Origin of the sequence: Kitasatospora mediocidica KCTC 9733, from assembly GCF_000744225.1 — a bacterium.
GTDB lineage: Bacteria > Actinomycetota > Actinomycetes > Streptomycetales > Streptomycetaceae > Kitasatospora > Kitasatospora mediocidica.
The window spans coordinates 569,364-593,580 of record NZ_JQLN01000004.1; the positions used below are offsets into that span (position 1 = coordinate 569,364).

The 24,217-nt window shown below is 66.1% G+C and carries 16 protein-coding genes and 1 pseudogene; 6 read left to right on the forward strand and 11 right to left on the reverse strand.

Annotated features, from left to right (window positions below):
• The first annotated feature begins 192 nt into the window (after window positions 1-192).
• The 5 genes and pseudogenes from BS80_RS41785 to BS80_RS10165 all read left to right on the forward strand — a co-directional run bounded on the left by BS80_RS41785 (window position 193) and on the right by BS80_RS10165 (window position 6,077).
• The gene (locus tag BS80_RS41785; RefSeq protein WP_035795701.1) at window positions 193-408 is read left to right on the forward strand and encodes a hypothetical protein; all 216 of its coding nucleotides are present in this window, start codon (window positions 193-195) and stop codon (window positions 406-408) included.
• A gap of 22 nt (window positions 409-430) precedes the next feature.
• Window positions 431-862: pseudogene (locus BS80_RS39190) on the forward strand (ATP-binding protein); the annotation flags it as partial.
• Window positions 863-1,562: 700 nt separating this feature from the next.
• The gene (locus BS80_RS40585; RefSeq protein ID WP_157536135.1) at window positions 1,563-1,724 is read left to right on the forward strand and encodes a hypothetical protein; all 162 of its coding nucleotides are present in this window, start codon (window positions 1,563-1,565) and stop codon (window positions 1,722-1,724) included.
• Between the two features lie 235 nt (window positions 1,725-1,959).
• The gene (locus tag BS80_RS10160) at window positions 1,960-4,590 is read left to right on the forward strand and encodes a tetratricopeptide repeat protein (RefSeq protein ID WP_035795706.1); all 2,631 of its coding nucleotides are present in this window, start codon (window positions 1,960-1,962) and stop codon (window positions 4,588-4,590) included.
• A 131-nt stretch (window positions 4,591-4,721) separates the two neighbouring features.
• Window positions 4,722-6,077 (forward strand): IS1380 family transposase, encoded by a 1,356-nt coding sequence (locus BS80_RS10165; protein ID WP_035795708.1) that lies wholly within the window; start codon window positions 4,722-4,724, stop codon window positions 6,075-6,077.
• A gap of 146 nt (window positions 6,078-6,223) precedes the next feature.
• Here the strand turns inward: BS80_RS10165 and BS80_RS10170 are convergent, their stop codons facing one another.
• The 8 genes from BS80_RS10170 to BS80_RS10210 all read right to left on the reverse strand — a co-directional run bounded on the left by BS80_RS10170 (window position 6,224) and on the right by BS80_RS10210 (window position 20,361).
• Window positions 6,224-7,333 carry a DNA cytosine methyltransferase gene (locus BS80_RS10170; RefSeq protein ID WP_232246426.1) on the reverse strand — a complete coding sequence of 370 codons (1,110 nt, stop codon included), beginning with the start codon at window positions 7,331-7,333 and terminating at the stop codon, window positions 6,224-6,226.
• 121 nt (window positions 7,334-7,454) lie between these two features.
• Window positions 7,455-9,281: a DNA cytosine methyltransferase gene (locus BS80_RS43780; RefSeq protein WP_332262163.1), complete on the reverse strand. Its 1,827-nt coding sequence runs from the start codon at window positions 9,279-9,281 to the stop codon at window positions 7,455-7,457.
• Window positions 9,278-10,177 carry a hypothetical protein gene (locus BS80_RS41790; RefSeq protein WP_198045483.1) on the reverse strand — a complete coding sequence of 300 codons (900 nt, stop codon included), beginning with the start codon at window positions 10,175-10,177 and terminating at the stop codon, window positions 9,278-9,280. Before BS80_RS41790 ends, BS80_RS43780 begins: the two co-directional genes overlap by 4 nt.
• A complete protein-coding gene (locus tag BS80_RS10190) occupies window positions 10,174-12,168 on the reverse strand; it encodes a hypothetical protein (RefSeq protein WP_035795718.1) in 1,995 nt (664 codons plus the stop codon). The genes BS80_RS41790 and BS80_RS10190 overlap by 4 nt, the downstream gene beginning before the upstream one ends.
• A complete protein-coding gene (locus BS80_RS10195; RefSeq protein WP_035795720.1) occupies window positions 12,165-13,190 on the reverse strand; it encodes a PD-(D/E)XK motif protein in 1,026 nt (341 codons plus the stop codon). Before BS80_RS10195 ends, BS80_RS10190 begins: the two co-directional genes overlap by 4 nt.
• Window positions 13,187-15,748: a Z1 domain-containing protein gene (locus tag BS80_RS10200; protein WP_035795722.1), complete on the reverse strand. Its 2,562-nt coding sequence runs from the start codon at window positions 15,746-15,748 to the stop codon at window positions 13,187-13,189. Before BS80_RS10200 ends, BS80_RS10195 begins: the two co-directional genes overlap by 4 nt.
• 99 nt (window positions 15,749-15,847) lie before the next feature.
• A complete protein-coding gene (locus BS80_RS10205; RefSeq protein WP_232246427.1) occupies window positions 15,848-19,984 on the reverse strand; it encodes an AAA family ATPase in 4,137 nt (1,378 codons plus the stop codon).
• Window positions 19,985-20,028: 44 nt separating this feature from the next.
• Window positions 20,029-20,361 carry a CU044_2847 family protein gene (locus BS80_RS10210; protein WP_232246428.1) on the reverse strand — a complete coding sequence of 111 codons (333 nt, stop codon included), beginning with the start codon at window positions 20,359-20,361 and terminating at the stop codon, window positions 20,029-20,031.
• 842 nt (window positions 20,362-21,203) lie between these two features.
• On the opposite strand from BS80_RS10210, the gene BS80_RS10215 reads away from it, so the two are divergent.
• Entirely contained in the window at window positions 21,204-21,593 is a 390-nt protein-coding gene (locus BS80_RS10215) for a very short patch repair endonuclease (protein WP_035795724.1), read from the forward strand.
• A gap of 7 nt (window positions 21,594-21,600) precedes the next feature.
• Here the strand turns inward: BS80_RS10215 and BS80_RS10220 are convergent, their stop codons facing one another.
• The 3 genes from BS80_RS10220 to rpe form a co-directional block, all read right to left on the reverse strand.
• Entirely contained in the window at window positions 21,601-21,789 is a 189-nt protein-coding gene (locus tag BS80_RS10220; protein ID WP_035795727.1) for a hypothetical protein, read from the reverse strand.
• A gap of 471 nt (window positions 21,790-22,260) precedes the next feature.
• Window positions 22,261-23,220 carry a pirin family protein gene (locus tag BS80_RS10225; RefSeq protein WP_035795730.1) on the reverse strand — a complete coding sequence of 320 codons (960 nt, stop codon included), beginning with the start codon at window positions 23,218-23,220 and terminating at the stop codon, window positions 22,261-22,263.
• Between the two features lie 76 nt (window positions 23,221-23,296).
• Window positions 23,297-23,980: a ribulose-phosphate 3-epimerase gene (gene rpe / locus BS80_RS10230; protein WP_035795731.1), complete on the reverse strand. Its 684-nt coding sequence runs from the start codon at window positions 23,978-23,980 to the stop codon at window positions 23,297-23,299.
• Window positions 23,981-24,217 lie beyond the last annotated feature (237 nt).

Below are 24,217 nucleotides of genomic sequence, written 5' to 3' on the forward strand. Positions count from 1 at the left end.
ATCTGGGCACCGGTCGCACCGCCGCCTTGTCTACGATCGGGTGTCGGCATGGTGGCCGTGACTGTGCCACCACGAGGAGGGCAGCCTGTGACGGGCGAACGATGGATCACCGGACCGGATGGCCTTACACGGCTGGCCAGTTCCCACTTCGCCAAATTCGGTGGAGGACCGAACCGAGGGAAACCCCCAAGGGTGGCCCTGGACGAGATAGTCAGGCAACGTGCCAAGGAGCGCGTCCGGAAGCGATCCGAGATCAAGTTCTGGATCACCGCCGGTGTCGTCGGCCTGTTCATCCTCTCCGCCGCCGGTAGCTGCATCGCCCACGACCACGCCAACCGGAGGCACGGCGGATACACCGACGACGACAACTATCGCTTCTGCTCTCGTAGCGCACCCCAGTACTGCTGACTGTAGATCGGCCCCGGCGTCACTCGGGGTCGGGAAGACCCACGTCGCCCAGGCGCTGGGACACCTCGCCATCCGCCAGGGCGCCAACGTCCGCTTCGCCAAGACCAGCCGCCTCCTGGCCGAGCTCGCCGGCGGTCACGCGGACCGCACCTGGGACCAGCGCATGCGTGAACTCGTCCGTCCCGACCTGCTGATCCTCGACGACCTCGCCATGCGGCAACTGACCGCGCCCCAGGCGGACGACCTCTACGAACTCGTCTCCGAACGGCAAGGCCACTCCGTGATCATCACCAGCAACCGCGCTCCCAGCGACTGGTATCCGCACTTCCCTAACCCCGTCGTCGCCGAGTCCCTCCTCGACCGGCTCATCAACGCCAGTCACCAGGTCATCATGAACAGCCCGAGCTACCGGCCCAACAAGCGACCGAGGAACCCCACCGCCCCGCCGACCTAGACAGCCCGGCAGATCCCAGGGGCTGGAGAATTGGGCGACCACAACCCCTAGGAATAACGCCGTCGTTCACGCGTAGATGCTGGCGCGCTCTACCGGGACGGCACGACCCCGTCTTGGGACGTCCCGGAGACGTCTCGGGACGGGGTCGTGGGTCCTGTCCTGTGAAGTGGTGTAGTGGTCGTGCGCCAACGGTCAGCTTGCCCGGACCACCGCGCTGCTGCCCGGCGCTGACCCGGTGGCGTTCGTGGACGTCGACCCCACCCACCGGCGTGTCTTCGGACGCGCCAAACAGGGCCGAGGCAAGCCGCCGACGCCCGCGGCGCCGCCCCGTTCACCGCCGAGGCCCTGGCCGCTGCCCGGCCCGAGCGGAATCGTGGTCGTCCGCGCGGACAGCCAGTTCTACAACGCCGACGCTGTGGCCGCCTGCTGTCGCACCAATGCCCGGTTCTCCCTCACCGTGCGGATGAACCCGCACATCGCCACCACGATCTCGGCCATCGCGCCGGACGCGTGGACGCCGATCCGCTACCCGGTTTCCTTCGTCGACCCGACTCCGGCGAATTCGTCTTCGACGCCGAGGTCGCCGAGACCACCTACACCGCCTTCACCGGCCGGAATAAGGACGAGCAGACAACGGCCCGCCTGATCGTGCGGCGGGTTCGCCGTCTCAACCCCGAAGCCGCCGCACGATCAGGGCGAATTGTTCACCAGCTGGCGCTACCACGCCGTGTTCACCGACAGCCCGTTCACGATACTGCAGGCCGAGCTTCACCACCGGCAGTACGCCGTGATGGAGCAGATCATCGCTGGCGGCAAGTCCGGCCCGCTCGCTCCGGCCGCTTCCAGGCTGCCCGACCAATGACCTTGCCAGCAGGCATTCACCGGCCTGGACAACGACCTCACCACCCCGCCCGCGAGGGCCCGACCGGAGCAGCATGTGGAAGAGCTGGGCGGACCAGCCGATTCCGCATGCCCTCCAGCCGGTCACCCCGGCAGAACCAGCGAACCGATCACCCGGGAATCAGCTCGTTGATCCGGGCTGAGCGATAGTGTCGCCGTATCAGCAGCGCCGACTGGTGCGGTGGGGTGGGAGAACAGTGCCAGCAAGCGTCACTCGGAACAGAAGGATCGAACGAGCGGGGGTCAACGCGCTCCGCGCGCTCCTGGAGGAACACGATCAGATCGTCCAGGAGATCGATGGGGGCAACGACTTCGGCGAGGATCTATTCGTCATGCTCACTCGGGGAGGTGAGCGAACTGGTGCGTCTATCACCGTTCAGGTGAAGAGCGGCGACAAGTACAAGCGGGCGAACGGCTACGCGATCCCTGTTGACGCGCATGCGAGTGACTGGAGAAACGCACTCCTGCCCGTTTTCGGGGTGGTCTTCGATGTCGGGTCACGACAGCTGTTCTGGGTCAACCTGACGGAGACTTTGGAATCGTCCCAGGATGCGCCGACCTGGATCCATGTTCCTCTCGAGCAGGAACTCCATGCAAGAAATCTCGACTTGTTCCTGGAAGTCGCCCACATGTTCGTTGAGAAGCGCTCGAGTCGGCACACAGGCGAGTCGGCACTCCAGGTCGCACTCGTATCGGGAACCTCCCGGTCAGCCCCATCATGGTTCGTCGGCCGTGGTCAAGAGCGGCGAGCCATCAAGGCGAAGCTGACCGAGAGCGGTGCACGCAGGGTCCTTGTCTCTGGAATGGCTGGCGTCGGCAAGACGTCCCTCGTCGACTGGGTCGCCGGGGAACCGGACACACATGCGGTGTTCTCCGGTGGTGTGGTCGTCGCGGACATGCGTGGCTTCTCGGTCAACCGCGATCAATTGGCTCGTGCCGGCACGGCCTACGCCCCCCTCCTGTCCGCACTTGGTGTCCCAGCCGGCGAGACTCCACGGGACGTCGAGAGTCAGGCCGCTCTCTATCATCGGACGCTCGATTCCCTCGGTGCAGCGGGTAGTCCGGTACTTCTGGTGTTCGACAACGTGGCCGAGCTCTCGCAAGTAGCCGAGTTGCTTCCCCGAGGGACTACCCATGGAGTGATCATCACTTCGCGCAGCCGACTTGGCATCATCGAAGGCGTCGAGACGATCAAGCTGGAGTGCCTCGGTCCTGCGGAGTCGGAAGTCCTGTTTGGAAAGAACCTGAGTCCCGGCGACGACCGGCTCCGGGATCCGCTCCCGATCCGGGAGATCGCCAAGCTGTGTGGTCACCTTCCGTTGGCGCTCAGCGTCTCGGCAGCGATCATGAAGGAAGATCCCGACCTTGACGCTGTCGAGTTGCTAGCGGAACTGACGGCTGAGAAGACCCGGCTGGATGTCCTGCAGTTTGGAGACACAGCCGTCCGGGCCGCACTACACGTCTCGCTTATCCGCCTCGACGAGTCCTTGCGGGCCCCGTTCTGCAAGCTGTCCATTCATCCGGGAAGCCAGATGTCAGAGCCGGTGGCTGCCGCCGTTCTGGGCGAAGACGACCCACAGGCGCGCTCAGTCCTCCGCAAGCTCGGCCAGGCCAGCCTGGTTTCGCGCGTCCCTGGAACCTCTCGGTGGAAAATGCACGACCTGGTCCATCTGTTCTCTGCCGAACAGTGCCGGACAACCATCTCTGAGGTAGAACGCCGGGCGGCGTTCGGTCGCGCGGCAGAGCTCTATGCCCAGATCTCGCACGAGGCCGATCTAACTCTGAGAGGAACACCCGAAGGGAATCCACCGCGGTTTGATGCAGTGGGTGATGCGCTGAGCTGGTTCGACGTTGATTGTGCGAACCTTCAGGCAACAGCCCGGCAGGCCCGGGAGTTCGGTATGACAGAGTACGCGTTCGTGCTGTCGATGAACCTCCTCGTGTTCCTCGATCTGAGGGGCCGGGGCCCAGAGGCTCTGCAGTCTGCGCAGACGGCGCACGAGGCCGCGCGCCAGGAGCACGACGCCGAACGGCAAGTCAGGGCCCTGAACAACGTGGGTAACGCCCTGACCAGCCTGCGCAGGTTTGAGGACGCTATCCTGACCTTGACCAAAGCCCTTGCCATTGCGGAGAGAATCGGCTTCCTCGACGGTCAGTGCGACGCCACCATCGCCTTGGGTGCAGCGGTCCGCCAGCACCGCAGCCCCGCAGAAGCCATTCCGATTCTTGTCGAAGCGGTCCGACTTTCTCGGAAAAATCAAGATGCCAATGACCTGGGAACATCTCTCACGAATCTTGGCAGTGCTTATCGAGAGGCCGGTATGCTTGGCCCAGCTGCCACGGCTTACGCCGAATCCATCCGGTTCCACCACGCGTCAGGGGATCGGCGAAAGGAGGCTTCTGGGCACGCCGGCCTCGGCGTCACTCTATCCCAGCTGGGGCGGCTGGAGCAATCAGTGAAATCGTTCCAGGCGGCCTTCTCTGCTTATCGGGAGGTCCAGGACGAATTCGGAATTCATCTCAATTACCTGAATCTTGGCCATGCTCAGCTCGCAATGAGCAACCTGCCAGAGGCCCGCCATTCGCTCCAATTGGCCCACCGCTACTTTCGCGACGTCTCGAATGAGTTTCAGGAGGCGGCTTCGCTGGCCCTTCTCGGCACCCTCGAATGGATGTCCAATGCTCCGAGCCAGGCGCAGATTCATTACAATTTGGCTCTCCGCATGTTTCGCAAGCTCGGTTCCCAGCAACACGTAGCTGCCATTGAGGGCTCCCTCCGTGAAATGCTCGGAGTACACACGATCCCTGAGCCCGGGTCCACTGGCTGATCGCGGGCGTGGGAGAGGCCCGGAACGAAGAGGTGCCTTGCGACCTGCAATGATGTGAGTTCTCTACGCTTCATCAGCACAATCAGCAAGGCATCTCGTAAGTACAATCCTCTCACGCCACAACGGCCGTCTTGGCCGCGTTCGACAAGCCGAACCTCATCGCGGACGCGGGCCTGGTCCCGCTGGTTCGCCTGGCCGAGCGGCTCAACCTGCCGGGCCTGATCACCTACAGGCTCCGGATCGACCAGGCCGACAACTGCGGTGGTGCCCCGGCCGCGAAGGCGATGAGCCTGGTGGCGGCGATGAGCGCCGGGGCCGATTCGATCGACGTCGCCGACCGGCTGCGGCACGGCGCGATGAAAGCGCTGTTCGCAAGGGTGCGAGCGCCGTCGACGCTGAGCACGTCCCTGCGCTCGTTCACCCACGGCCACAACCGCCAACTTCACGGTGTGCACCAGGACTTCCTCGCCCGCCTCGCCGCGACAACACCGCTGCTGCCCGGCGTCGGCCAGGTGGCGTTCGTCGATATCGACCCCACCCACCGGCGGGTGTTCGGCCGCTCGAAGCAGGGCGCCGAGGTCGGCCGGTTCAAGGGCGTTCGCACCCTGCACCCGATCCTGGCCACGCTGTCGACGCCACTCGCGCGACCCGTGATCGCGGCAGTGCGGCTGCGACGCGGAAAGGCCGCCGACGCCCGCGGCGCCGGCCCGTTCACCGCCGAGGCCATTGCGGCAGCCAGGCAGGCCGGCGCGAGGGGCACCGTCGTAGTGCGCGCGGACAGCCAGTTCTACAACGCCGACGTCGTCGCGGCCTGCCGCCGCGCGGGCGTCCGCTTCTCCGTCACGGTGCGGATGAACCCGCACCTCGCCGCCGCGATCAGCACCATCCCCGAGACCGCGTGGACGGCGATCCGCTACCCCGAGGCGTTCGTCGACCCCGACACCGACGAGCTGATCTCCGACGCCGAGGTCGCCGAAATCGAGTACACGGCGTTCACCGGCCGCAGGAAGGCCGAGCACGTCACCGCCCGACTTATCGTGCGCCGGGTCCGCCGCCTGAACGCCGAGGTCGCCGCCGGGCAGGGCGAGCTGTTCACGGCCTGGCGCTACCACCCGGTCTTCACCGACAGCCCCTTCGAGGTGCTGCAGGCCGAACTGCAGCACCGGCGGCACGCGGTCGTCGAGCAGGTCATCGCGGACGGCAAGGGTTCAGCGCTGGCCCACCTGCCCTCCGGATCGTTCCAGGCCAACGCCGCCTGGCTGACCCTGTGGGCGATCACGCACAACCTGCTGCGGGCAGCCGGGGCACTCGCGGGCGCCTTCCACGCGAAGGCCACCACCGAAACGATCCGCGCGCACCTGGTCCACGTCCCAGCCCGACTCGCCCGCACCGCTCGCCGACTGACACTTCACCTATCGAGAGGGGGGCCCTGGCAGCACGCCTTCGCCGACCTGTTCGACGCCGCCCACTCGCCACCAACACTCTGACCACACCGACCACCCGCCCGCAAGGGCCCGACCAGGACAGACGTGGAAGAGCTAGGCAGACCAGCGGACACCCCACATCCTCACACCGGGCACCAGCCAGCCGGACCCGAATCAATCACCCTCGGACCAGGCCGGTGGATTCGGGCTCAGTAGTCGTACTGCAGCTTGATCGCGGCTTCGAGATCTTCGCGCTTGATATCGAGCGCGGAAGCGAGAACATGCATCCCCAGCCGCGGCGGAACGGCGTTACCGATCTGCTGTGCAATAACGCTGCGCGCACCGAGGGCATCGATGTCGTCGCCGTTTTCACGTCGCCATGGATAGTCCCGAGGAAACGTTTGGAGTACACCCAGCTCGGCAAGCGAGAACACCCCGAGGTCGCGGCCATTCCAGTCGAGCTTGTTGCGTGATCCCTTGCCGGTCACGGTGGCGGAAGGTTCGTCGTACCGGCGGCGCCCTCGTGCCTTCGGGTTACCACCGGTTCCGTAGTTCGAGACCACCTCGAAGCAGTCCGCTCGCCCGAGCGCCTCCCCCATCGTCACCCAGGGCAGGTGGGACGAACTCCCCGAATTTCGACCGACCCCCTTCCTATAACGTCGGTGAGAGGGCTCGGGCATCTCCGGCGCCCCCTCGATTTGGGCGCCCTCGCCGGCCCAGCGGGCGATCAGAATGGCCCGGCGTCGCGTCTGGGGAACCCCGAACTCCTCGGTGTGGAGAACCTCCGGCTCCGCTACCGCGTAGCCCTTGCTCCTGAGGATCTCGCCGAACGCCTGCCAGACCGGGAGTACCGCGCGAACCTGTTCCAGGACGATCGCCTGATAGGGCCGACCATCGATGAGCGCCTCCAGCGCCCATCGCAGCGGTTCCAGCACCAGGCCGGTACGTTCGTCGCTGAGCTGCTTGAGGTCGTCCCGAATCGCCGCGAACTCCTCGTCGTGGCAGCCCGGCTGCACGGCGGCGTAACGATTCGCGAACCGGAGAACCTGATCGAGCGCAGCCCTTCCTTCACCGTTCCCGGCGACGGTGAAGGTCTGACACGGGGGCCCGCCGGCCAGGACGTTGGCGTCCTTGAAGTCGCTCGGCTTGAAGTCGCGCACATCCCGGTTCCTTGTCGGGAGACCGGCCGCCATGCGTGTAGCACATGCGTCGTCGTCCCATTCGATGCCGACGACGACCGGAACGCCGAGCGCCTGTGCTGCCACGTCCAGCCCTCCCGGGCCGGCGAACAGGTCGATGATCTTGAAGGGCGCAGGCACGCGGTTTCCTTGCAGTTCGGGAGGCGAGGGAGAGCTACGGTCTCCGGCGTCGTAGACACGGATCGGCCCTATGCTAGCCGGCGGGGCCGGTTCCTCGAAGCGGATGACCAGGTGATGTCGCCTATACGCGCTCGCCCACCTTGAGTGCGTAGGCGATCGCGCGCCCCACGGCCTCGGCGACCGGCGGCGCCAAAGCATGGCCGACCTGCCTGTACTCGGCGGTCTTGCCACCGGCGAGCTGCCAATCGTCGGGGATCGCCTGGATCCTTGCCGCCTGCCTCACGGTGAGCTTCGGGTGGCCGTCCACCGGGAAGTCGGCGCCGGGAGGATCATCCGCCAGGCTGTTGCCGTCGACCCCCGCAGCCGCCCAAGCTCGCTTGCTCCCGGTAGGGCCGAGATCCGCCCCGCCTCGATTCTCCGAGCCGCCTACGAGTGCGGGCGCCAAGCGATCGGCTCGCTCGGACCAGGCGTCGGCACCGGGCCAGCCGCAGCTGGCCATGGAAGCACCGAGCACGGCGCCGACGGTCGGCGCGGGCATACCGCTGGGCTCCGGCCATCGAAAGCCGGAACTGAAAGGCTCGAGGAGAGCGACAAGGAACCCGCTTTTCCGATGCTGGGGAACACCGAAGTCGGCGGCGTCGAGCACCGCCCAGTTCGAATGGTAGCCGGCTTGCGCCAGCTCGGCCTCGATCCACGATCGGTCGGCGGCGAAATCGGGGCTCGACGCGAGGTCGGCGAGGTTCTCAAGGAGAACCGCCTTCGGGCGGAGGAGATCTACCAGCCGGAGTGCGGCTTCGAGCACCTCGCGTGCTTCCCCGTCGTCGGCCCGGCGGACCGCGGCTGCCGACTTGATTCGAGGCAGGCCACCGCTGAGCAGGTCTACCCCTAACACCCTTCGGTGCTGAAGAGGATCGAAGTCCCCGATGTCGCCACAGTGAACCTCCCATAGTGGGCGGTTGAGGGAGATGGTCGCGCACGCCTTGGGGTTTCGGTCGAGTAGGAGGACCGGCTCGAAGCCTGCGCGCTCGAGCCCCAGTGCCTGGGCGCCCGACCCGGCACAGATCTCCAGCGAGGAGAGCACCGACGACGGCTCACGCCGAGCGTCACCCGCTGCCCGGACCTCGGGCTGTGGATGCGCCAAGACCGGCGCGGACGCCAGATCCGATATTCCCGACGATGGGAGTTCCAGCGAGGGAACTCGTAGCAGCGCGGTCACCGATTCCTGTGCGACGGTCCGAAGTTCTTCGTCCAGCACATTCTCCTCGATGCCGTCGAAGAGTACGAACGGGGCAAGTCGCAACATTCTCTTGAGAAAGTCGCGCAGAGCCTCCCGTTCGTTCAGGCCGTGCAGATCGAGTTCGTTCCAGACCCGAAGGATGGCCTTGACCGTGTGCGGGCTTCCGCCGAGCGCCGCCCGACGGGCATAGATCTGGTCGAAGGCGGCCTCGCCGAGGATCCCCAGCGCACCATAAGGATCCGAGTCGGCGGAGGAATGCACGAGTTGAGCCCGCCACCACAAGCGGCCGAAGACATGTCGGGTGAGATCGGTGCCGAGGACGCGGTCCTTGGGAGGTTCGGGATAGCGCCAGTAGGCCACGTCGGGCAGCAGGACCAGCGCTAGAAAGGCCCACACGTCCCGCGCGGCGGCTTCGGCGGGGACCAGTCCCATCTCCGAGTGCAACAACACCGCGAGCCGGATGTCGAACTCGGCGTTTCGCGCGCGACCGGCCGGCTCCGGAAAGCCGGCGTCCGCGGCGAGGCCGAGCACGAGGCCGCGCAACCGATTGAGTTGGGCCTCGGAGATCCGGTCGCCTCCGGTCGCGACGTAGACGGCGGAATCGTGGGACGTGGCCACCCGCTTCGTGAGCTGGGCAACCGAGAGTTGACCGTACTCGGCGAACAGGCGCCGAGCCTGGCCGGAGAGCAATCGGGGGTACAGATAGCTCATCGCGACACCTCGAAGATCTTCACGGCTTCCTGGACTTCCGAGGCGAACAGGCTCGGTGACTGCTGTCGGCGCAATCTCATGTCGCTGATCGAGCGGCCGGGAAAGAGCTGGTCGAACAGAGCCGTGAGGGTTGCCCCGAGCGACTCGGAGGGGAAGTCGGCGCCATCGACGAACTCGTCGAGTGACAGCGCGTGTTCGATCATGGTTCTCGCGGTGTCCGCGTACACCGCGGACAGCACGATCCTGTCGATGTCCCGTGGCTTGCCCGCGCTCTCGAAGGCAGTGGCGACGGCCGTGTTCCGCTCGTTGACCAGCAATAGCAGCGAACCCATGGTCGCGCTCTCCAGATTGCCGCTGATCTGCAGGTGCCATGCCGCACCGTCTGGAAAAGAGGTCCGCCCGAAGTCGATCACTGCCATCGGGAATTGCGGGGCGTCGCCCTGGAGTCGCAGGGCCGCGCGGTCGCTCCACAGGACCGATCCGGCGCGGCGAGGCGCGGCCGGCCGGACGTCGCTCTGGCGCTCACCGAGAAGAAGGACCGTGTCCAGGAGTAGGAGTCCACCCAGATCCGAACCCCGAAGCCGGACATCGAGCGAGATGGTGGCCGACCCGCCACCCGCCAGGCGGACGTGCTGGGCCGGGCCACTCAGGTTGGAGCCGGTGGCCGTCCAAACCGCGGCGAGCATGAGCACGGCCTCGGCTGGAAGTCCTGCCTCGGAGCGCGCTCGGTCCTGGTCGACCCGGACTGACCTACGCAGGTGCAGATCCATCTGGTAGTCCCAGTCGGAAAGCGCCTCGGGCATGGGAACATGGCCGTCGTCCATGACCAGTTGCCAGAGGTCGGTCTGGACGACGTCCTCGGACGGGATTCGATACGGAAGTGCCCGGCGACTCACTGCGTCTTCACCGCCTCGACCTTGATGTCGATCTCGGTCATGGTGTCCGGAGCTGGGCGGACTACGGCTCGCCAGACGGCATCGCCACCGTCGATCTCGAACGACGGCTCGGTGTGGAGTCGTCCCGTGGCGTCCTGCCAGCCGACAAGCTCGGGCATCTGCGCGCCCAAAGGCGGATCGGACTCTCGCCCGCCGCCGCCCGGCAGAGTGACCGCCAGGTCGGCTCGAACACGCTGGATCCCGGGTACGGGCAACCTGAACTCCTGCACGAGAACAGCCGCATCGGAATCCTCCTCGTAGTAGGGGTCACCGAGATACTGCACGCGGGGGCGACGGCGAAAAGGCCGACCACCGGGAGCGGCTACTCCGTGGCCGTGAGCGGCCCCCGGAGCGGCACGGCTTCCCGAGCCCGATTCCCCTGGCGTCGAGTGGCCAGTAGTGGGGCCGACGGTCGCCGGCGGGCTGCCCGGGTCGGCCGGTTCGGCGGACTCGTGCTCGTCGACCTCCGAGGCACGCGAAGAGGAGGTCGCTGTGCTGCCGGGTCTGCCGTAGTCGGTGGCTCCGCCGATGCCCCAAGCGCCTCCCACGAGACCTGAAAAGAGTGAACTGGCCGCTCCCAGTGCCACCTTGGCTGCACCGGAGCGGGCGGTCCCGCCCAGTGCGAGCAGCCCGTCGATCCGCTCCTGAATGCGCCGGAACGTCGTTCGGACGAATGTGCTATCCGGGTAGTCGAGTGACTGAGGGTGCCAGGCGTCGTGGGTCGGTGGTTCGGCCCTCGCGTAGGCGTCGTCCATGCCCGGGTCTCCGCGGAACACTCCGGCGTAACCCTGGTGCACGCTCGGCGGCTTGGGTCCGGGATGGTAGGTGACGACCAATTCAGCGGGCCGCATGAGGCAGACGTGATGGACGAGGTCTTCCATTCCGAGCAGGCGGGAGGCCCTGCTGGGTTCCAGGGGTGGGATGATCCGGGTGATCAGGCCGAGCCTGCCGAGATGCTTCTTGGGTTTGAAGCACTCGATGTCTGTGCCGTCCGGGCCGAGCATGGCCTCGTAAGCCGACACGAACATGTCGAGCGGGCGGGTCTGCCGCGGGTCGGGGACCGGATGATCCCTGCCATCGCAACCCACGGCGAAACGCATCGCGGGCCGTCCGGTACCGGTAGCGATCATCTTCGGCCACAGGTGCCATGTCACGGTCTCCGCGAGGTAGTCCGCCGCAGCCGCGGGCTCGAGATCCTCAAGGGAGGGGTCTATAACGATGACGGTGGTGCCCGTCTCGTCTGGACCGAACGACTTGAGACCGAGGCGTCGGACCGTGGCCTCGGCTTCAGCCCCGACGAGTGGTTCGACGACCGGGCCGACGGTATCGCCCCACCAGTGCCTGCCGGTGTACCGACGTTCACCGGTGGGTCCCGAGGCCACGTAGTTCTTCCACAGAGCACAGCCGATAAGCCTAGTCTCGTACCCGCCCTCCTCCGTCCGGCAGCGCGTGTGCACCAGGATCGTGCCGCATTTGGAGAGAAGGTAGAAGATGCCCTTGCCGAAGCCGAAGGTGCCGCCACCGAGAGCGGTGTTGCGCGGTTCACCGATGTTGCGGACGAAGGAGACGAAGTCGCGGTCGTCGCCGATGGCTTCGTCAGCTCTGGTGGGACCACCGAGGCCTCTGGTACCCCGGTCGGAGATCACCATCACCCGCACCACGCCACGCATCAGCGAGTCGCGCAGGGGGAGATGGGCGGATATCGGCGCCCCACTGAGCAACAGCTCGCGCCAGGCGAGCACGTGTGCAGGACCGACCGTTCCCAGTTCGATTCGATAGTCGACCGGTTCCGAGGAGCCCTCCAGCCGCGCATCCCAACTGTTCTGCGCGGACTCTCGTACCAGGATGGTGAGTAGATCGAGTTCGGGGCGGCCGAGCTGGTTGCGGATGCCCTCGGCCGCATTTCCGCCATCCGGCGGGTACGGCTGGGAGGACCATCGGGGCTCCGTCACGCTGACTCCCGGATCATGCTGTCGATCACCGTGGACACGGTCTCCTGCCTTAGGGGCGCCGGATGTTCTCCGGACAGGTCGATCGTGTACTCGACCTCCAGGACCGTCACCGGCACGCCTGCTGCTGCGAGGGCTCGGCTCGTCAGTCCGGGGAATTCGGCGTCGACTCGGTACCACGCCTCCTCGGTGATGACGAAGCGAACGTCTCGGTAGTGGTCGGCGTCGGAGGAGTGATACCCCGCTGCGGCAAGCAGTTCGAGCAGCACGCTCTCGTCGTCGCAGAGTCGGAGTGCTCGTTCTATCGACTCGATGAATCCGGTACCCGCACTCTCTGCAAGGGTGCGTTGGAGGCGAAACCAGGCCATGCAGAGCAGACCACCGGCCGGTGGCTCCAGTTGGTCGAGCCCGTGGATGCGCGGCCTGCGCCCCTCACCAGCCGTGGTGGACTTCACTTCGACGGCGGTGGTCACAGTCGAGAAGTCGTGACGATGACCATGCGGGCCGTGCCAGAGCCGGTGAGCACTCGGGTCCTGTTCTAGAAGCCGATTGAGCAGAATCAACTCTCCGAACAGACCGGCAAGTTGCTCCGACTTCAACGGCTTGTTCTCCGTCCGGAACAGCGCCCGCCACCGGTCGAGTACGCGATAGAGGGCCTTGACCGGGGTTTCGGGCATGCCCTCGACTACAACCAGAACGTCTAGGCACAGTTCCGTGAATAGATCGTTGAGATCGCTTCGCAGGCATCCGAGGTCGGCGTACGTCTGATAGGTCTCCTTGTCCTCCAAAGGTCGCTTACGCAGGCGGAGTACTGGGCCGTCCAGGCCCGCCCGTACCTTCTGATGCGAGTGGATCGGCACGAGGAGGTGTCGATGGCCGTCGTGATCGACGCCCACCGCCAAGGGTCCGCCGTCGGTGCTTACGGGGAGCTGGGAGACTCGCAGGTGCCTTGCATCGCTGGCCTGCTCGGTCTCGAGGGCGGTCCAGTACTGCTCGACTACCTTCCGGAGCGCGCTGTCGGTCATACGCCTTCACCGTCGAGGAAGCTGTAGTCCTCGTCTTCGATCTCGACTCCGGAGAGATCGGCCGAGATGTACTTCTCCACGGTGCTGTCCGCGCCCCTCGGCTCGGGGAAAACCAGTCCGACGCCGATGACGTGTTCCTCCGCGTTCAGCGGCTCACGCCGCTGCTGCTTGGACGGGGCGGGCGTCGAGACCTTGTCGATCGGATAGAGGACCAGCAGGCCGTGGTCGGGGAGCTGACGCATCCGCTCGGCCTTGATCTCCTTCTCCACGAGCTTATCCGTGTCGCCCACCAAGTCGACGGCGGCGTCGCGGCGGCTCATCAGCGTCTTGATGTCGGCGAAGTCCGGCGTGGGGCTGGCAGTGGTGACCCGAGCGCGGCTGATCCGGCCGACCGCTACGCCTTCGGCGAAGCAGAGATCCCTGTCCTCGGTACCGCCGGGGTTGCCGACGATCGCGACATTCCACCTACCCAGCGAGCCGGCCATGCGGACTCGCTTCTTGATGTACCCCGTGATCAGCTCGCCGTCGCTCTCCGGAGACTTCTCATGGAACTGATACGACGCCAAGAACTCGGTCACGAGCTCGTGCGGAACGTCGCGGAAGACGTAGCGACCGTCCTCGGGACGTTCCTCCGTCCGCACCGAGCGCTTCCTGGCCTCGGTCACGAGCGTCCGGGCGGCAGCGAGATTGCCCCTCAACCATTCGGCGTTGGTGTGAAAGTAATGGGTCTGAACGCGCTTGCCGCCGTAGGAGGAGGCGGCCGTAACGGCATCCCGCATCTTTGCTGCCGCGGTGACACGCATGGCCGGATGCGTACGAAGGCGCACGGCGAAGCTGAGAGGCGTCTCGTCCTCGGTCATGTAGACGTCGATGTCTCGACGCATCTCGGTCTCGACGGTGGCGATGTGGCGGAACCATTCGGCGAGATCGTCGGTCATCCAAATCCGCGGGAGGTCCGCGTAGTGGTTTCGGAAACCGAACCAGCGTCCCATTTGCAGAAGCGTGTCGTACGCCGATACCGAGCGGACGAAGTAGCTGACCGACAGGCCTTCGAGGGTCAACCCCCTGGAAAGCGTGTTACCACCCACCGCGATCGCCACGACCGGGCCGTTCTCATAGTCCAATCGGGCTTCACTGCTGGAGTTATCCATGATGATACGGCAGCTTGCGAGGACCCCCGGGAGTTCCGGAAGAAGTCGGTCGAATTCCACCTTCGTCTCGTGGAACTCCTCGGCTGCGACGCGGGCGGTTTCTCGGTCCCATAGCTCTCGCAGCCGACCGACGAACTCGACGTCCGCCAGGGCCTCCGCAGAGCGATCGCGCAGTTGCTCGAGCGGTCGCCCGAAGCTGTTGTGTACCGCCGTGTTGACGCTGGTGTGGATCAACATCGTGTTATGCGGATTCCCCTTGCCGCGCACGCGTCGAGCGGCCGTGGCAAGCCAAAAGTATTCGACGGCCTCACGAAGGGTGTCGGTGATAACCGGCTCGAAGCCATCGACGTCCGCCTTCGTGGCAGGGCGCACGCACGACACGTCTTCTTTGGGGATCGAGCGAATCATGTCGTGCCCGTCATCCACCTGTTCCGGATCCTCACCGTCGAGCGCATATCGCCCGAACAGGACCTCTGTGCCGAAATGACCCGCTGGCTTCGGTAGATTGACCACGAAGTCCTTGGGGTAGAGATCCTCAGCGCTCGGATCGATCAGCAGGTTGGCGAAGGGGGACGCGGTGTAGCCGAGGTACGCACACTTCGGCAGGCTCTCCATGATGCTCAAGATCAGCGGGTTGATCGACTTCGTCGCCACGGTCGCCTGATCGGCCTCGTCATCGATGATCAGCGCCGGGCAGTCCTGCAAGTACTCCGACGCCTGATCGAGCCAACGAGCGAGCTTACGCAACACCGCGGCGTTCTTTTTCACCACGCACAGCACATGCGTCTTATTACTCTTGCCAAAGTACGAGGCCGGATTCTCCTGCGGCGTGAAGTCCTTGTCGAGCCCCGTGAGCTGGGACCACAGAGTTGGATTGGGCTCAACTAGCTGCTGAATCAATCGCGCCTGGGTCTGACGACGAAGGCCGTTGTGGACGCCCGCGAGGACGATGAACAACTTGTAGCCACGGTCCGCGGCCTTGGCAACGACCGACGTGAAGTTGGTCGTCTTACCGGACTGCACGTAACCGACCACAAGGCCCCGCGTAGAGAAGGACCTCTCTCGCGGGTGGTTGAGCAGCGAAACGATCCGGTAAGAGGCCTCGTCGAGACTCGTGACCGCTGGCTCCGACCAGTCGTCCCGACGGAGCAGGTCCTCGATGGCCGGCCAGCACTTGTCCTTGGGCTGAGGTCCCGTGTACCAGGTTTCGCGATTCCCGGCTTCCACGACACGCGGCTCCTCGAGCTCCTTGACACGAATCGCCTCGTGCTCGTGCCGGTCTCGAATTTTCTGAATAACCTCGGGGCCGATGCCGAACTGCTCCAGGCGCTTAATCGAGTCTGCCGGGGTGAACGTGTCAAGAAGCGCCTTGAACGTTTCATACATTCCGTCGATTTCATCGGTCATAGCAGCCGACCGTTCCCCGATCTCGTTCGATAGAGTCAGAATTATTCGAAGCCTGAACCATAACGGTCCCACCAAACCGCGAATACACGCTAGCGCTCTTCACGGATTACCCCTCTCCGCCCCGGCGACTGGATAGCCAGTGTTCCGAGCCGCGGCAGATTTCACGGCGGAGAACTGGAGCGCCTTCAGCGGCGATACCGATTCCTGGGTATCAGCCAGAGCCACCACCCCGTCGTTAAGCCCGATTACGATCAGGCCGTCGACCTCTTCAATGGAAAGCGCCGGGGAACGAACGGGAATCACCCGCACTGCGTGGGGAACGAAGGGCTGCCAGAGTCTGACCGTGTGGTCGCTTCCCGCGGTCACGAGAAAGGTCCGATCGCCCGTCACAATCGCTCGGACAGCCATTACACGGCTCGTGTGGCCCTCGTGAACGGAAACCGCCTCGCCGGTCTCGGGATCCCACAGGCGAAGCGTGCGATCGTCACCGACTGAAGCGAGCAGAGTGCGGTCGTCCAGCGGAACGGCACAGACAGCGTTGACCGCCTTGGTGTGGCCTTCGAAGGTCCACCGCATGGCGCCGGAGACTAGGTCCCAAAGGCGAATCACCGTCCCACCGCCAGCTGCAGCGAGGCGCTCTCCTGCAGCCGCGAGCAGCGTGCGGCCACCCGTGGTGAGCGCGCAAACCGCGTTGTACGAACCGGTTTCGCTGTCGAAGGTCCGCAAGCGCTCGACCTCATCGGGATCCCACAAACGAACGACTCGGTCGTCGCCAGCGATGGCAAGCAGAGTCCCCTCACCGATCGGAACCGCACATACTGCATTGATTCCGTTCGGGTGACCTTCAAAGCTATGCAGAATTTCACCGGTAGCTGCGTCCCGAACACGGATCGTCTGATCGCCGGCCGTTACGAGCAGACTGCGATCACTCGCGGACAGGGCGCAGAGGGCTCGGATCCGACCGCTGCGACCTTCCAGGGTTCGCGTTACGGCGCCGGACTCCGGATCCCACAACTGCACGCCGGCATCATGTCCGGCGGTAACCACCATCGCCCGGCCACCCACTGAGACGGCACAGACCGCCGGCACCCGGCCTGTAGGGCCCCCTAGCCCGCCGGAAACGGCTACCGCCTCCGGATCCCACACCCGAACCATGGAATCGTCACCGGCCGTCACGAACAGCGGCTGGTCGCCCCCGGAGACTGCACACACTGCCAACACCCGATCGGTATGGCCCTCAAGGCCACCGGAGGCCACACCTGTCTCCGGATCCCACACACGGACCATGGAATCATCACCGGCCGTCACGACCAGCGACCGGCCACCCACGGACACTGCGCACACAGCGTTGACCCAGCCGTCATGCCCTTCGAGCACGTGTACCGACTCACCCGACTCCGGATCCCACACACGAACCGTCGAGTCCTCACCGGCGGTCACGAGAAGCACCCTGCCCCGAGCACCGACGGCACACACCGCCAAGACCGCACCCTCATGTCCTTCCAGGTCTCCGCAATGGGCACCGGACTCCGGATTCCACAAGCGAACCACGGAGTCGTTCCCGGCGGTCGCGAGCAGCGTCCGGCCACCCACCGACACTGCGCACACGGCGTTGACCCAGCCGTCATGCCCTTCGAGCACGTGTACCGACTCACCCGACTCCGGATCCCACACACGAACCGTCGAGTCGTTCCCAGCGGTCACGAGAAGCGACCGTCCGAAAGTCCCGACCGCAAGCACGGCCCTGACTGCTCCGGTATGCCCCTCGAAAGCACGGAGCAGCACCCCGGTCACGGGATCCTGGAGGCGGACCACCGAATCGCTCCCGGCAGTCGCGAGAAGCAGTCGCCCCTCCACCGACACGGCACACATGGCCTGGACGGAGCCGTTATAGCCCTCGAGAACCCGCAGTTGGTCTCCGGTATCCAGGTTCCAGAGACGCACGGTGCCGTCGTTGGCGGCGCTGGCGAGATTAGTGCGGCCCTCCGTGGGAAGCACGCACACGGCATTGACCCAGTCACCGTGGCCTTCGAGCACGATCTCCTCAAGGTGAGGTGGCCCCGCAGCCCAGAGCGCCCGATACGGCGCGCGAAGCCCGGCGTCGCGATACGTGTCGCCCAGGCGTTCGCGGGTCTCGGTCATGCTGAAGAGGGCTGCCCGCTCCTCCGGCGCCGCATCGAGAGCCTGCGGGGTCATTCGCAGCAACCGACTACGGGCTCGTCCCGAGGCCGAGGTCGAAGCCTTGGCCGCCGGTACCAGCCGACGAAGGTCGGCGTGGAGGGGATACGAGTCGTCCTCAAGCAGATCGTCGATGACACCACCCCGGGCGGCGTGATCCGGCAGTGCCCGAAGCAGGTAGTCGGGGGCACCGTCCCAGCCCGTCTCGCTACCGATGCGCTGGAAGGCTAGGGCGATGGCACGTTCGTCGGCGATGGTCACCTCCGCTGCCCGGCCCGCCACAAGCGCTTCGTTCAGCGCTTGGTGGAACAGTCGGAAGGTACTCGGCCGAGCGGCGGTGGGACTCGACTCGATAAGGAAGTTCGCTGCGGAGGCTCGGGCGAACGCCCGCAAGTCGTTCACAGCCGGACTACGACCGGTTAGGGCACCCACTGCGGTGGACCAGAGATCGAGTGTCATCCCGGGGGACTCCGCGTATGCCAGCGCTGCAAGAACCTCCTCTGCGGGAATGTCGTCCAGCAATGGCAGGAGGCTGAGGTAGTCCCGGAGCACGTCGGGGACGTTCGGGGCGAAGGAGATCGAGGCCGGCTCGATCGCCGTGCGGTCGTGCATGCCGTGGAAACGTGCGACCAGCCCGGCGATCAGGAAGTTCCGTTGCGCGATGACGGCGATCCGTTCGGCCACCGCATCGGCTGTGCTTCGTACGTTGTACGGGTTGTCCGAGCGCTCGTCACCGAACAGTTGAAGTGTCGCCAGCGTGTAGGCGATCAAGTCCTCTTGCGCGAAGAATTCCGGGCTGTCGAGGTCCAGGATCTCAACGGCTGCGCCGAACGGTGCAACCAGGTCACCCTCGCCGTCCACGCGGCGGCAACCGACCACCACCGTGACGCCGAGGTCCGCACACGTCCCCGCAAGAGGAATCGCGATCGATCTCATGATCGCCCGTGCATCGTCGGGCGTCGCGGCTTCGTCGAGTGCGTCCACCACGACGGCGAACGCTCTCGGCGTCCGTCTGCCGAGTGCGGTCCTCATCAGGAGCGGCAAGTCGTCGATGTCCCCCGGGAGCGCGGCAGAGGCGGCGGAGGCGATCTCACAGGCCACGTCCAGAGCGGTCTTTCCCTTAGCGTGAACCGCACAGGCCACGGATCCCGCCGGCGCTCGAACGGCGTCGTCCTCGGGCAGTAGGGTCGCCGCGATCCGTTGATCGGCCGAGGTGACGATGCGGCCCAGCACCGCGGATTTCCCGACCCCGGGGGATCCGGTTACGACCAGGACCTGCCTGCGGTCACCGACCGATCGGGTGATCCAGTCGACGATCGTGGTCAATGCTGCCGTGCGGCCACGGAATCGCATGCCCCGCTCGGCATCCGTGCTCACTCCGCGAGCCCGGGGACGCCAGTGTCGGCCGGCTTCGACATCGCCCGAGAGGGTCCATCCCCACTCGGACAGCCCGGCATCGCCCGCGTCCTCGACCGCCCAGTCCGTAAGCAGCTGCAGCTTCTCGTCCGGCAGGTAGTCGGCAATGGCCCACATGGTCAGGGCGCGGGCCTCGTCTCCGTTCAATCGCGCCTGCCCCACCATTCCGACGACGGCCTGATAGTCGGCCGCCCAAAGTGCAGCTCCGCTGTCGCCGGAACGGATCGTGCGGCGACCGGTGTTCAAGCGGACCCAGCCATACGAGATCGACTCGCCTACCACTCCGTCCGTCGAATCCCCCAGAAGGTCGTCGGCGAAGCCGAAGGACCACCACGAAGTGCCCAGCAGGTCATCCGGCCTCGGTCGCCGTAACGGCGCGGCGAACTTCTCGGACACCGGCTCTTCGAGGATCAGGACCGCCACGTCTTTCACACCCCGGGCGGTCTCGGGCGCCATCACGCGACGGACCTTGATCCGGCGATGCATCAGCTCATCGGCCTTCGGGAACGCCACCCACAGCTGGTTGAGCGGCTTGTCCTGTGAGAAGACGACGTGAGCACAGGTCAGCACGCGGTGGGCGTCCACGAGAAAACCCGAGCCGAGGAGCCTGTCGCCGACTTCCGACGGGTGGACGGCTGCCACCCAACCGTCCACCCGGGGCCGGCGGCCGTCCGGGGTTGCCGTACTCATTCCTCGGTGTCGCCCTCGTCTCCGGCCTGCTCACCGGCGGGGCGCCATTTGAGCTTCACGCCGAAGTTGGCCTCTGTCGCGGCCTTGGCAACCAACCAGTTGGTCGTGCCGTTCACCTTGATGCCGAACGAAACCTCGACCTCCGCAGGGCGAAGCCTCGCGACCTGGTCCATCACGGCTCGTGCAGCTTCGATGGCGGGGCGGATGGACTCCTGTACTCGGCCGAGAACCTGGTCGGCGCCGACCTGCTGGTATCCATCCGTCGGCTCGATCTCGAACTGCACCACCGTGTTCGGATCCAGCTCGTATGACACCACCTGAGACGCCATTGGTCCCCCCTTCGCTAACTCACTGTCGCGAAGACGGTACCGGCAACGCCGGGACCACGCAGAACCGGTGGCGTGTCGCCCCTCGACTCCGAGGATGATTCGTTCATCAATGTTGCGGTTTATGAAGGTTTTCAACCGCCTTGGGGGCGACAGCGTCCCGCGTCCCCGTCAAGGTCCTCCACATCCCGAGGACCGACTGCCATAACCCAAGTCGGGAGCGGCGGACCCCACAGCTGCCAACACCGCACGCCTCAGTCGCCTCGCCAGTTCTCGGATGCCGACTCGGACCTTGTGCTCCGGAGGCTTCGGCGGGCTCGTCGGAGCTGTAAAGGGGGCCCGGTCACACCCTGCAAGTACCGGGTGTCGGGCCTGCAAGCGACGCGGCAACAACACCACCCGGTCTGCCCGTATCGTCGAATCGAAGCGCACTCTCGAGAGCCGGGGAACGATCAGTGGCAGAGAAGAACACGAGGAGGTCGCTGGCAAAGGCCGCTCCCGACCGATCGTGGCGTCCGAGGCGGGGGCTCAGCAGACTGCAGTTGTCGCGCGAGCAGGACCGTGCAGCGGGCGGTGCCAGCCACCGACTGGTGGACACTGGCGCGGGGAGTCTCCGGCCAGCGACGGTCGTGCTGAGCCGATCCGCCCGCACGGGACGGGTTCGGGTTGCGCTCCGATGGACCGCCGCGGGCCGTTCTAATCGCATTCCGTTGGGAGAGGTCGATCTTCCCACTCGCGCGGAGAACCTGCGTCAGGGCTGGCGCTTGGCTGCCGCTACCGGACTGCTCGCGCCTGCCCCGGTTGCAGAAGGCTCATGGGCAGCGTCTCCCGGTACTCGGAAGTCGATGCAGGGCAACAGGGGGAAGGACACGAAACCCGAACTGCGTCTCCGATCGCTACTGCACCGGGAGGGTCTCCGGTATCGCGTCTCGATGCGGCCGGTACCGACGCTCCGGCGTACGGCGGACATCGTGTTCACGAAGGTGAAGGTCGCGGTCTTCGTCGACGGCTGCTACTGGCATGGCTGTGCAGAGCATCGGAACATTCCCGAGACGAACAGGGGCTTCTGGACCAAAAAGATCGAGGGGAACAAGGCCCGCGACGCGGAAACGGTACGCCTGCTCGAGCAAGCAGGATGGACGGTGCTGCGATTCTGGGAGCACGTCCCGCCGGAGGAGGCGGCACACCTCGTGATCGAGACCGTCGCGGCTGCCCGCTTGCGGGCCCGACGGTGACCCGTAGTTAGAGAGGCAGGCCTCTGAGTAGGTCATCAACGGCATCAGCCTCTCGCCGTAGGACGATCCTGCCATCACCGTCACTGAAGGCGATGATCTTGGCGCCGACCGCGAGGCCGGCCTCGACGAGGATTCCCATCGGAAGCTCGACAGTGCCGTCCATACGGATGACGGTCTCGAACGGTTCTCTGATCACGCCAACAGCATGCCAGAGGTCTATGCGTCAGTCCCGATCGCCCGTAAGCGGCCGAAGACGTGCTCGGCCCCGTCGCGAGTGGGGCCGTCCATCTACCCCGGCCGTTGTCGGCACCCGACAAACCGCCAACCGCTCCCCCGTAGCACCGCCCGTTCGCCACCACGAGTTTGCAGCCCTCCAGGTAGGGCCCATCTGCCCGAGCGGAGCCATCGACGGGCGAGGGCCGAGACCGCACTGTACTGATCACGCACATCCATCACATGGACCTGACTATTAGTCAGCAAAGTCAGCATTGAGTCAGCATTGGTCTGACTAAACCTGGCTACACATGCCCATATCTGGGACTGGCGATCACTCACCGGCCCGTCGCGCGGCGGCACGAACGCTCTCCCGAGACGGTGGATCACAGACCGACCGGAACTGCGACCCACCGCAAACCAACGCACCGCTCCGCGGACACATAGGCCCAGGTCAGCGCACCCTTCCCCGTGCCTTCAGGGGAAGTTGGGGCACCTCGGGAGCGGCCAGCCGAGCCCCGTCGTAGCCGTGCACCTCGCCGAACCTCCTCCCGTTCGTCCACTCCTCGCGCGCCTGCCTGATCTCCTCGTCACTGCGTCCGACGAAGTTCCACCACATCAAGATCTCCTCCCCGAACGGCTCGCCGCCCAGCAGCAGGAGCGAGCTGTCGGTGCGGGCCAGCAGGGGGAGTTGGCGTCGGCCGCAGCCCAGGTAGAGGATCGAGCCGGGCTCGACCCGGACGCCGTCCACGTCGACGCCGCCGGCCATCGCGAGCACCGCGTACTCGAAGTCGGGCTCCAGTGGCAGGGCGGCCGGGGTGCCCTCGGTGAGCGTGAGGTCGACGCCGACCAGCGGGGTGAAGGTGCGGCCGGGGGAGGTGGCGCCGTCCATCGAGCCGAGGATCACGGTGCCGTGCAGGCCGGTGGCGCTGATCTCGGGGAGGTCGGCGTGGTGTTCGAAGGTGGGAGCCGTGTGCCGGTGGGCGTCCGGCAGGGCGACCCAGAGTTGGGCGCCGTGCAGGAGGCGGGCGTGGTCGCGCGGGGACTCCTCGGAGTGCGAGATGGCCCGGCCCGAGGTCATCAGCCCGAGTTCGCGCGGGCGGACGGTGGCCAGGCTGCCGAGGCTGTCGCGGTGCAGCACCTCGCCGTCGTGCAACCAACTGACGGTCTGCAGGCCCAGATGCGGGTGCGGCGGGACCTGCATGCCGGGCTCGTCGGCGATGTCGTCGGGGCCGTAGTGGTCGACGAAGCACCAGGCGCCGACCATCCGCCGGGGAAGGTTCGGCAGTAGTCGGCGCACCTGGGTGCTCTCGCCGAGCCGGACGGAGCGACCCGTCATCAGCTCCCGTACCGGGCCGGCGCTCGCGTCACCGCCGCAGAGGGTGGTGACGGGCTTGGGATCGAGGTTGCTCACGGCAACCCACGCTAACTGACGACGGGGCAGCCACGGCGGACCCGGGGAAGTGGCGCCCGAGATCGGGGCCGGCGCCTCAGTGCGCGCAGGCCCAGGGCGCGCCCGCGATGGCCGCCTCGGCCTGGGCGCGCAGCCCTCGCACCGCCTCGGCCGGGTCGGCGGCGCCGTAGACGGCCGAGCCCGCCACGAAGACGTCGGCACCGGCCTCGGCGCACCGCTCGATGGTGGAGGCCGAGACGCCGCCGTCGACCTGGAGCCAGAGCTCCAGGCCGTGCTTGGAGATCAGCTCACGGGTGCGGCGGATCTTGGGCAGCATGATGTCCAGGAAGGCCTGGCCACCGAAGCCCGGCTCGACCGTCATGATCAGCAGCATGTCCAGCTCGGGCAGCAGGTCCTCGTAGGGCTCGATGGGCGTGGCCGGGCGCAGCGCCATCGACGCGCGGGCGCCCTTGGCGCGGATCTCGCGGGCGAGCCGGACGGGAGCGGCGGCCGCCTCGACGTGGAAGGTCACCGAGCCGGCGCCGGCCTCGACGTACTGGGGAGCCCAGCGGTCCGGCTGCTCGATCATCAGGTGGCAGTCCAGCGGGATGTCGGTGGCCCGGGCCAGCGACTCCACGATCGGCACCCCGAGCGTCAGGTTCGGGACGAAGTGGTTGTCCATCACGTCCACGTGCAGCCAGTCGGCCCCCCGCACGGCCTCGGCCTCCTGGGCGAGACGAGCGAAGTCCGCGGACAGGATGCTGGGGTTGATCTGCGCCATTTCCGATACCTTCACCACTCGGGACGGGCCACCAGCGCGGTCGCCTCGCCCCCATCATCCCCCGCCTCCCACGTGGTCGGGCACGCCGCCCGGCAGCTGCCCGGCCCGGACCGCTACTCCGGCGGACGCGACGCTCGATATTGCTGCCGACATGACAAAAGGCGCATTCATTTCCGGTCGTCCAGGATTCAACCGCCAATGGGCCGGGTAGAGCCGACACTCAAGGCAATCAAAGGT

Bases quoted from the DNA above. Each gene is read 5' to 3' on its own strand.
- BS80_RS43780 (WP_332262163.1), bottom strand. From the start codon at position 9,281: ATGAGCTATCTGTACCCCCGATTGCTCTCCGGCCAGGCTCGGCGCCTG.
- BS80_RS10195 (WP_035795720.1), bottom strand. From the start codon at position 13,190: ATGACCGACAGCGCGCTCCGGAAGGTAGTCGAGCAGTACTGGACCGCC.
- BS80_RS10200 (WP_035795722.1), bottom strand. From the start codon at position 15,748: ATGACCGATGAAATCGACGGAATGTATGAAACGTTCAAGGCGCTTCTT.
- BS80_RS10210 (WP_232246428.1), bottom strand. From the start codon at position 20,361: ATGGCGTCTCAGGTGGTGTCATACGAGCTGGATCCGAACACGGTGGTG.
- BS80_RS10215 (WP_035795724.1), top strand. From the start codon at position 21,204: ATGCAGGGCAACAGGGGGAAGGACACGAAACCCGAACTGCGTCTCCGA.
- rpe (WP_035795731.1), bottom strand. From the start codon at position 23,980: ATGGCGCAGATCAACCCCAGCATCCTGTCCGCGGACTTCGCTCGTCTC.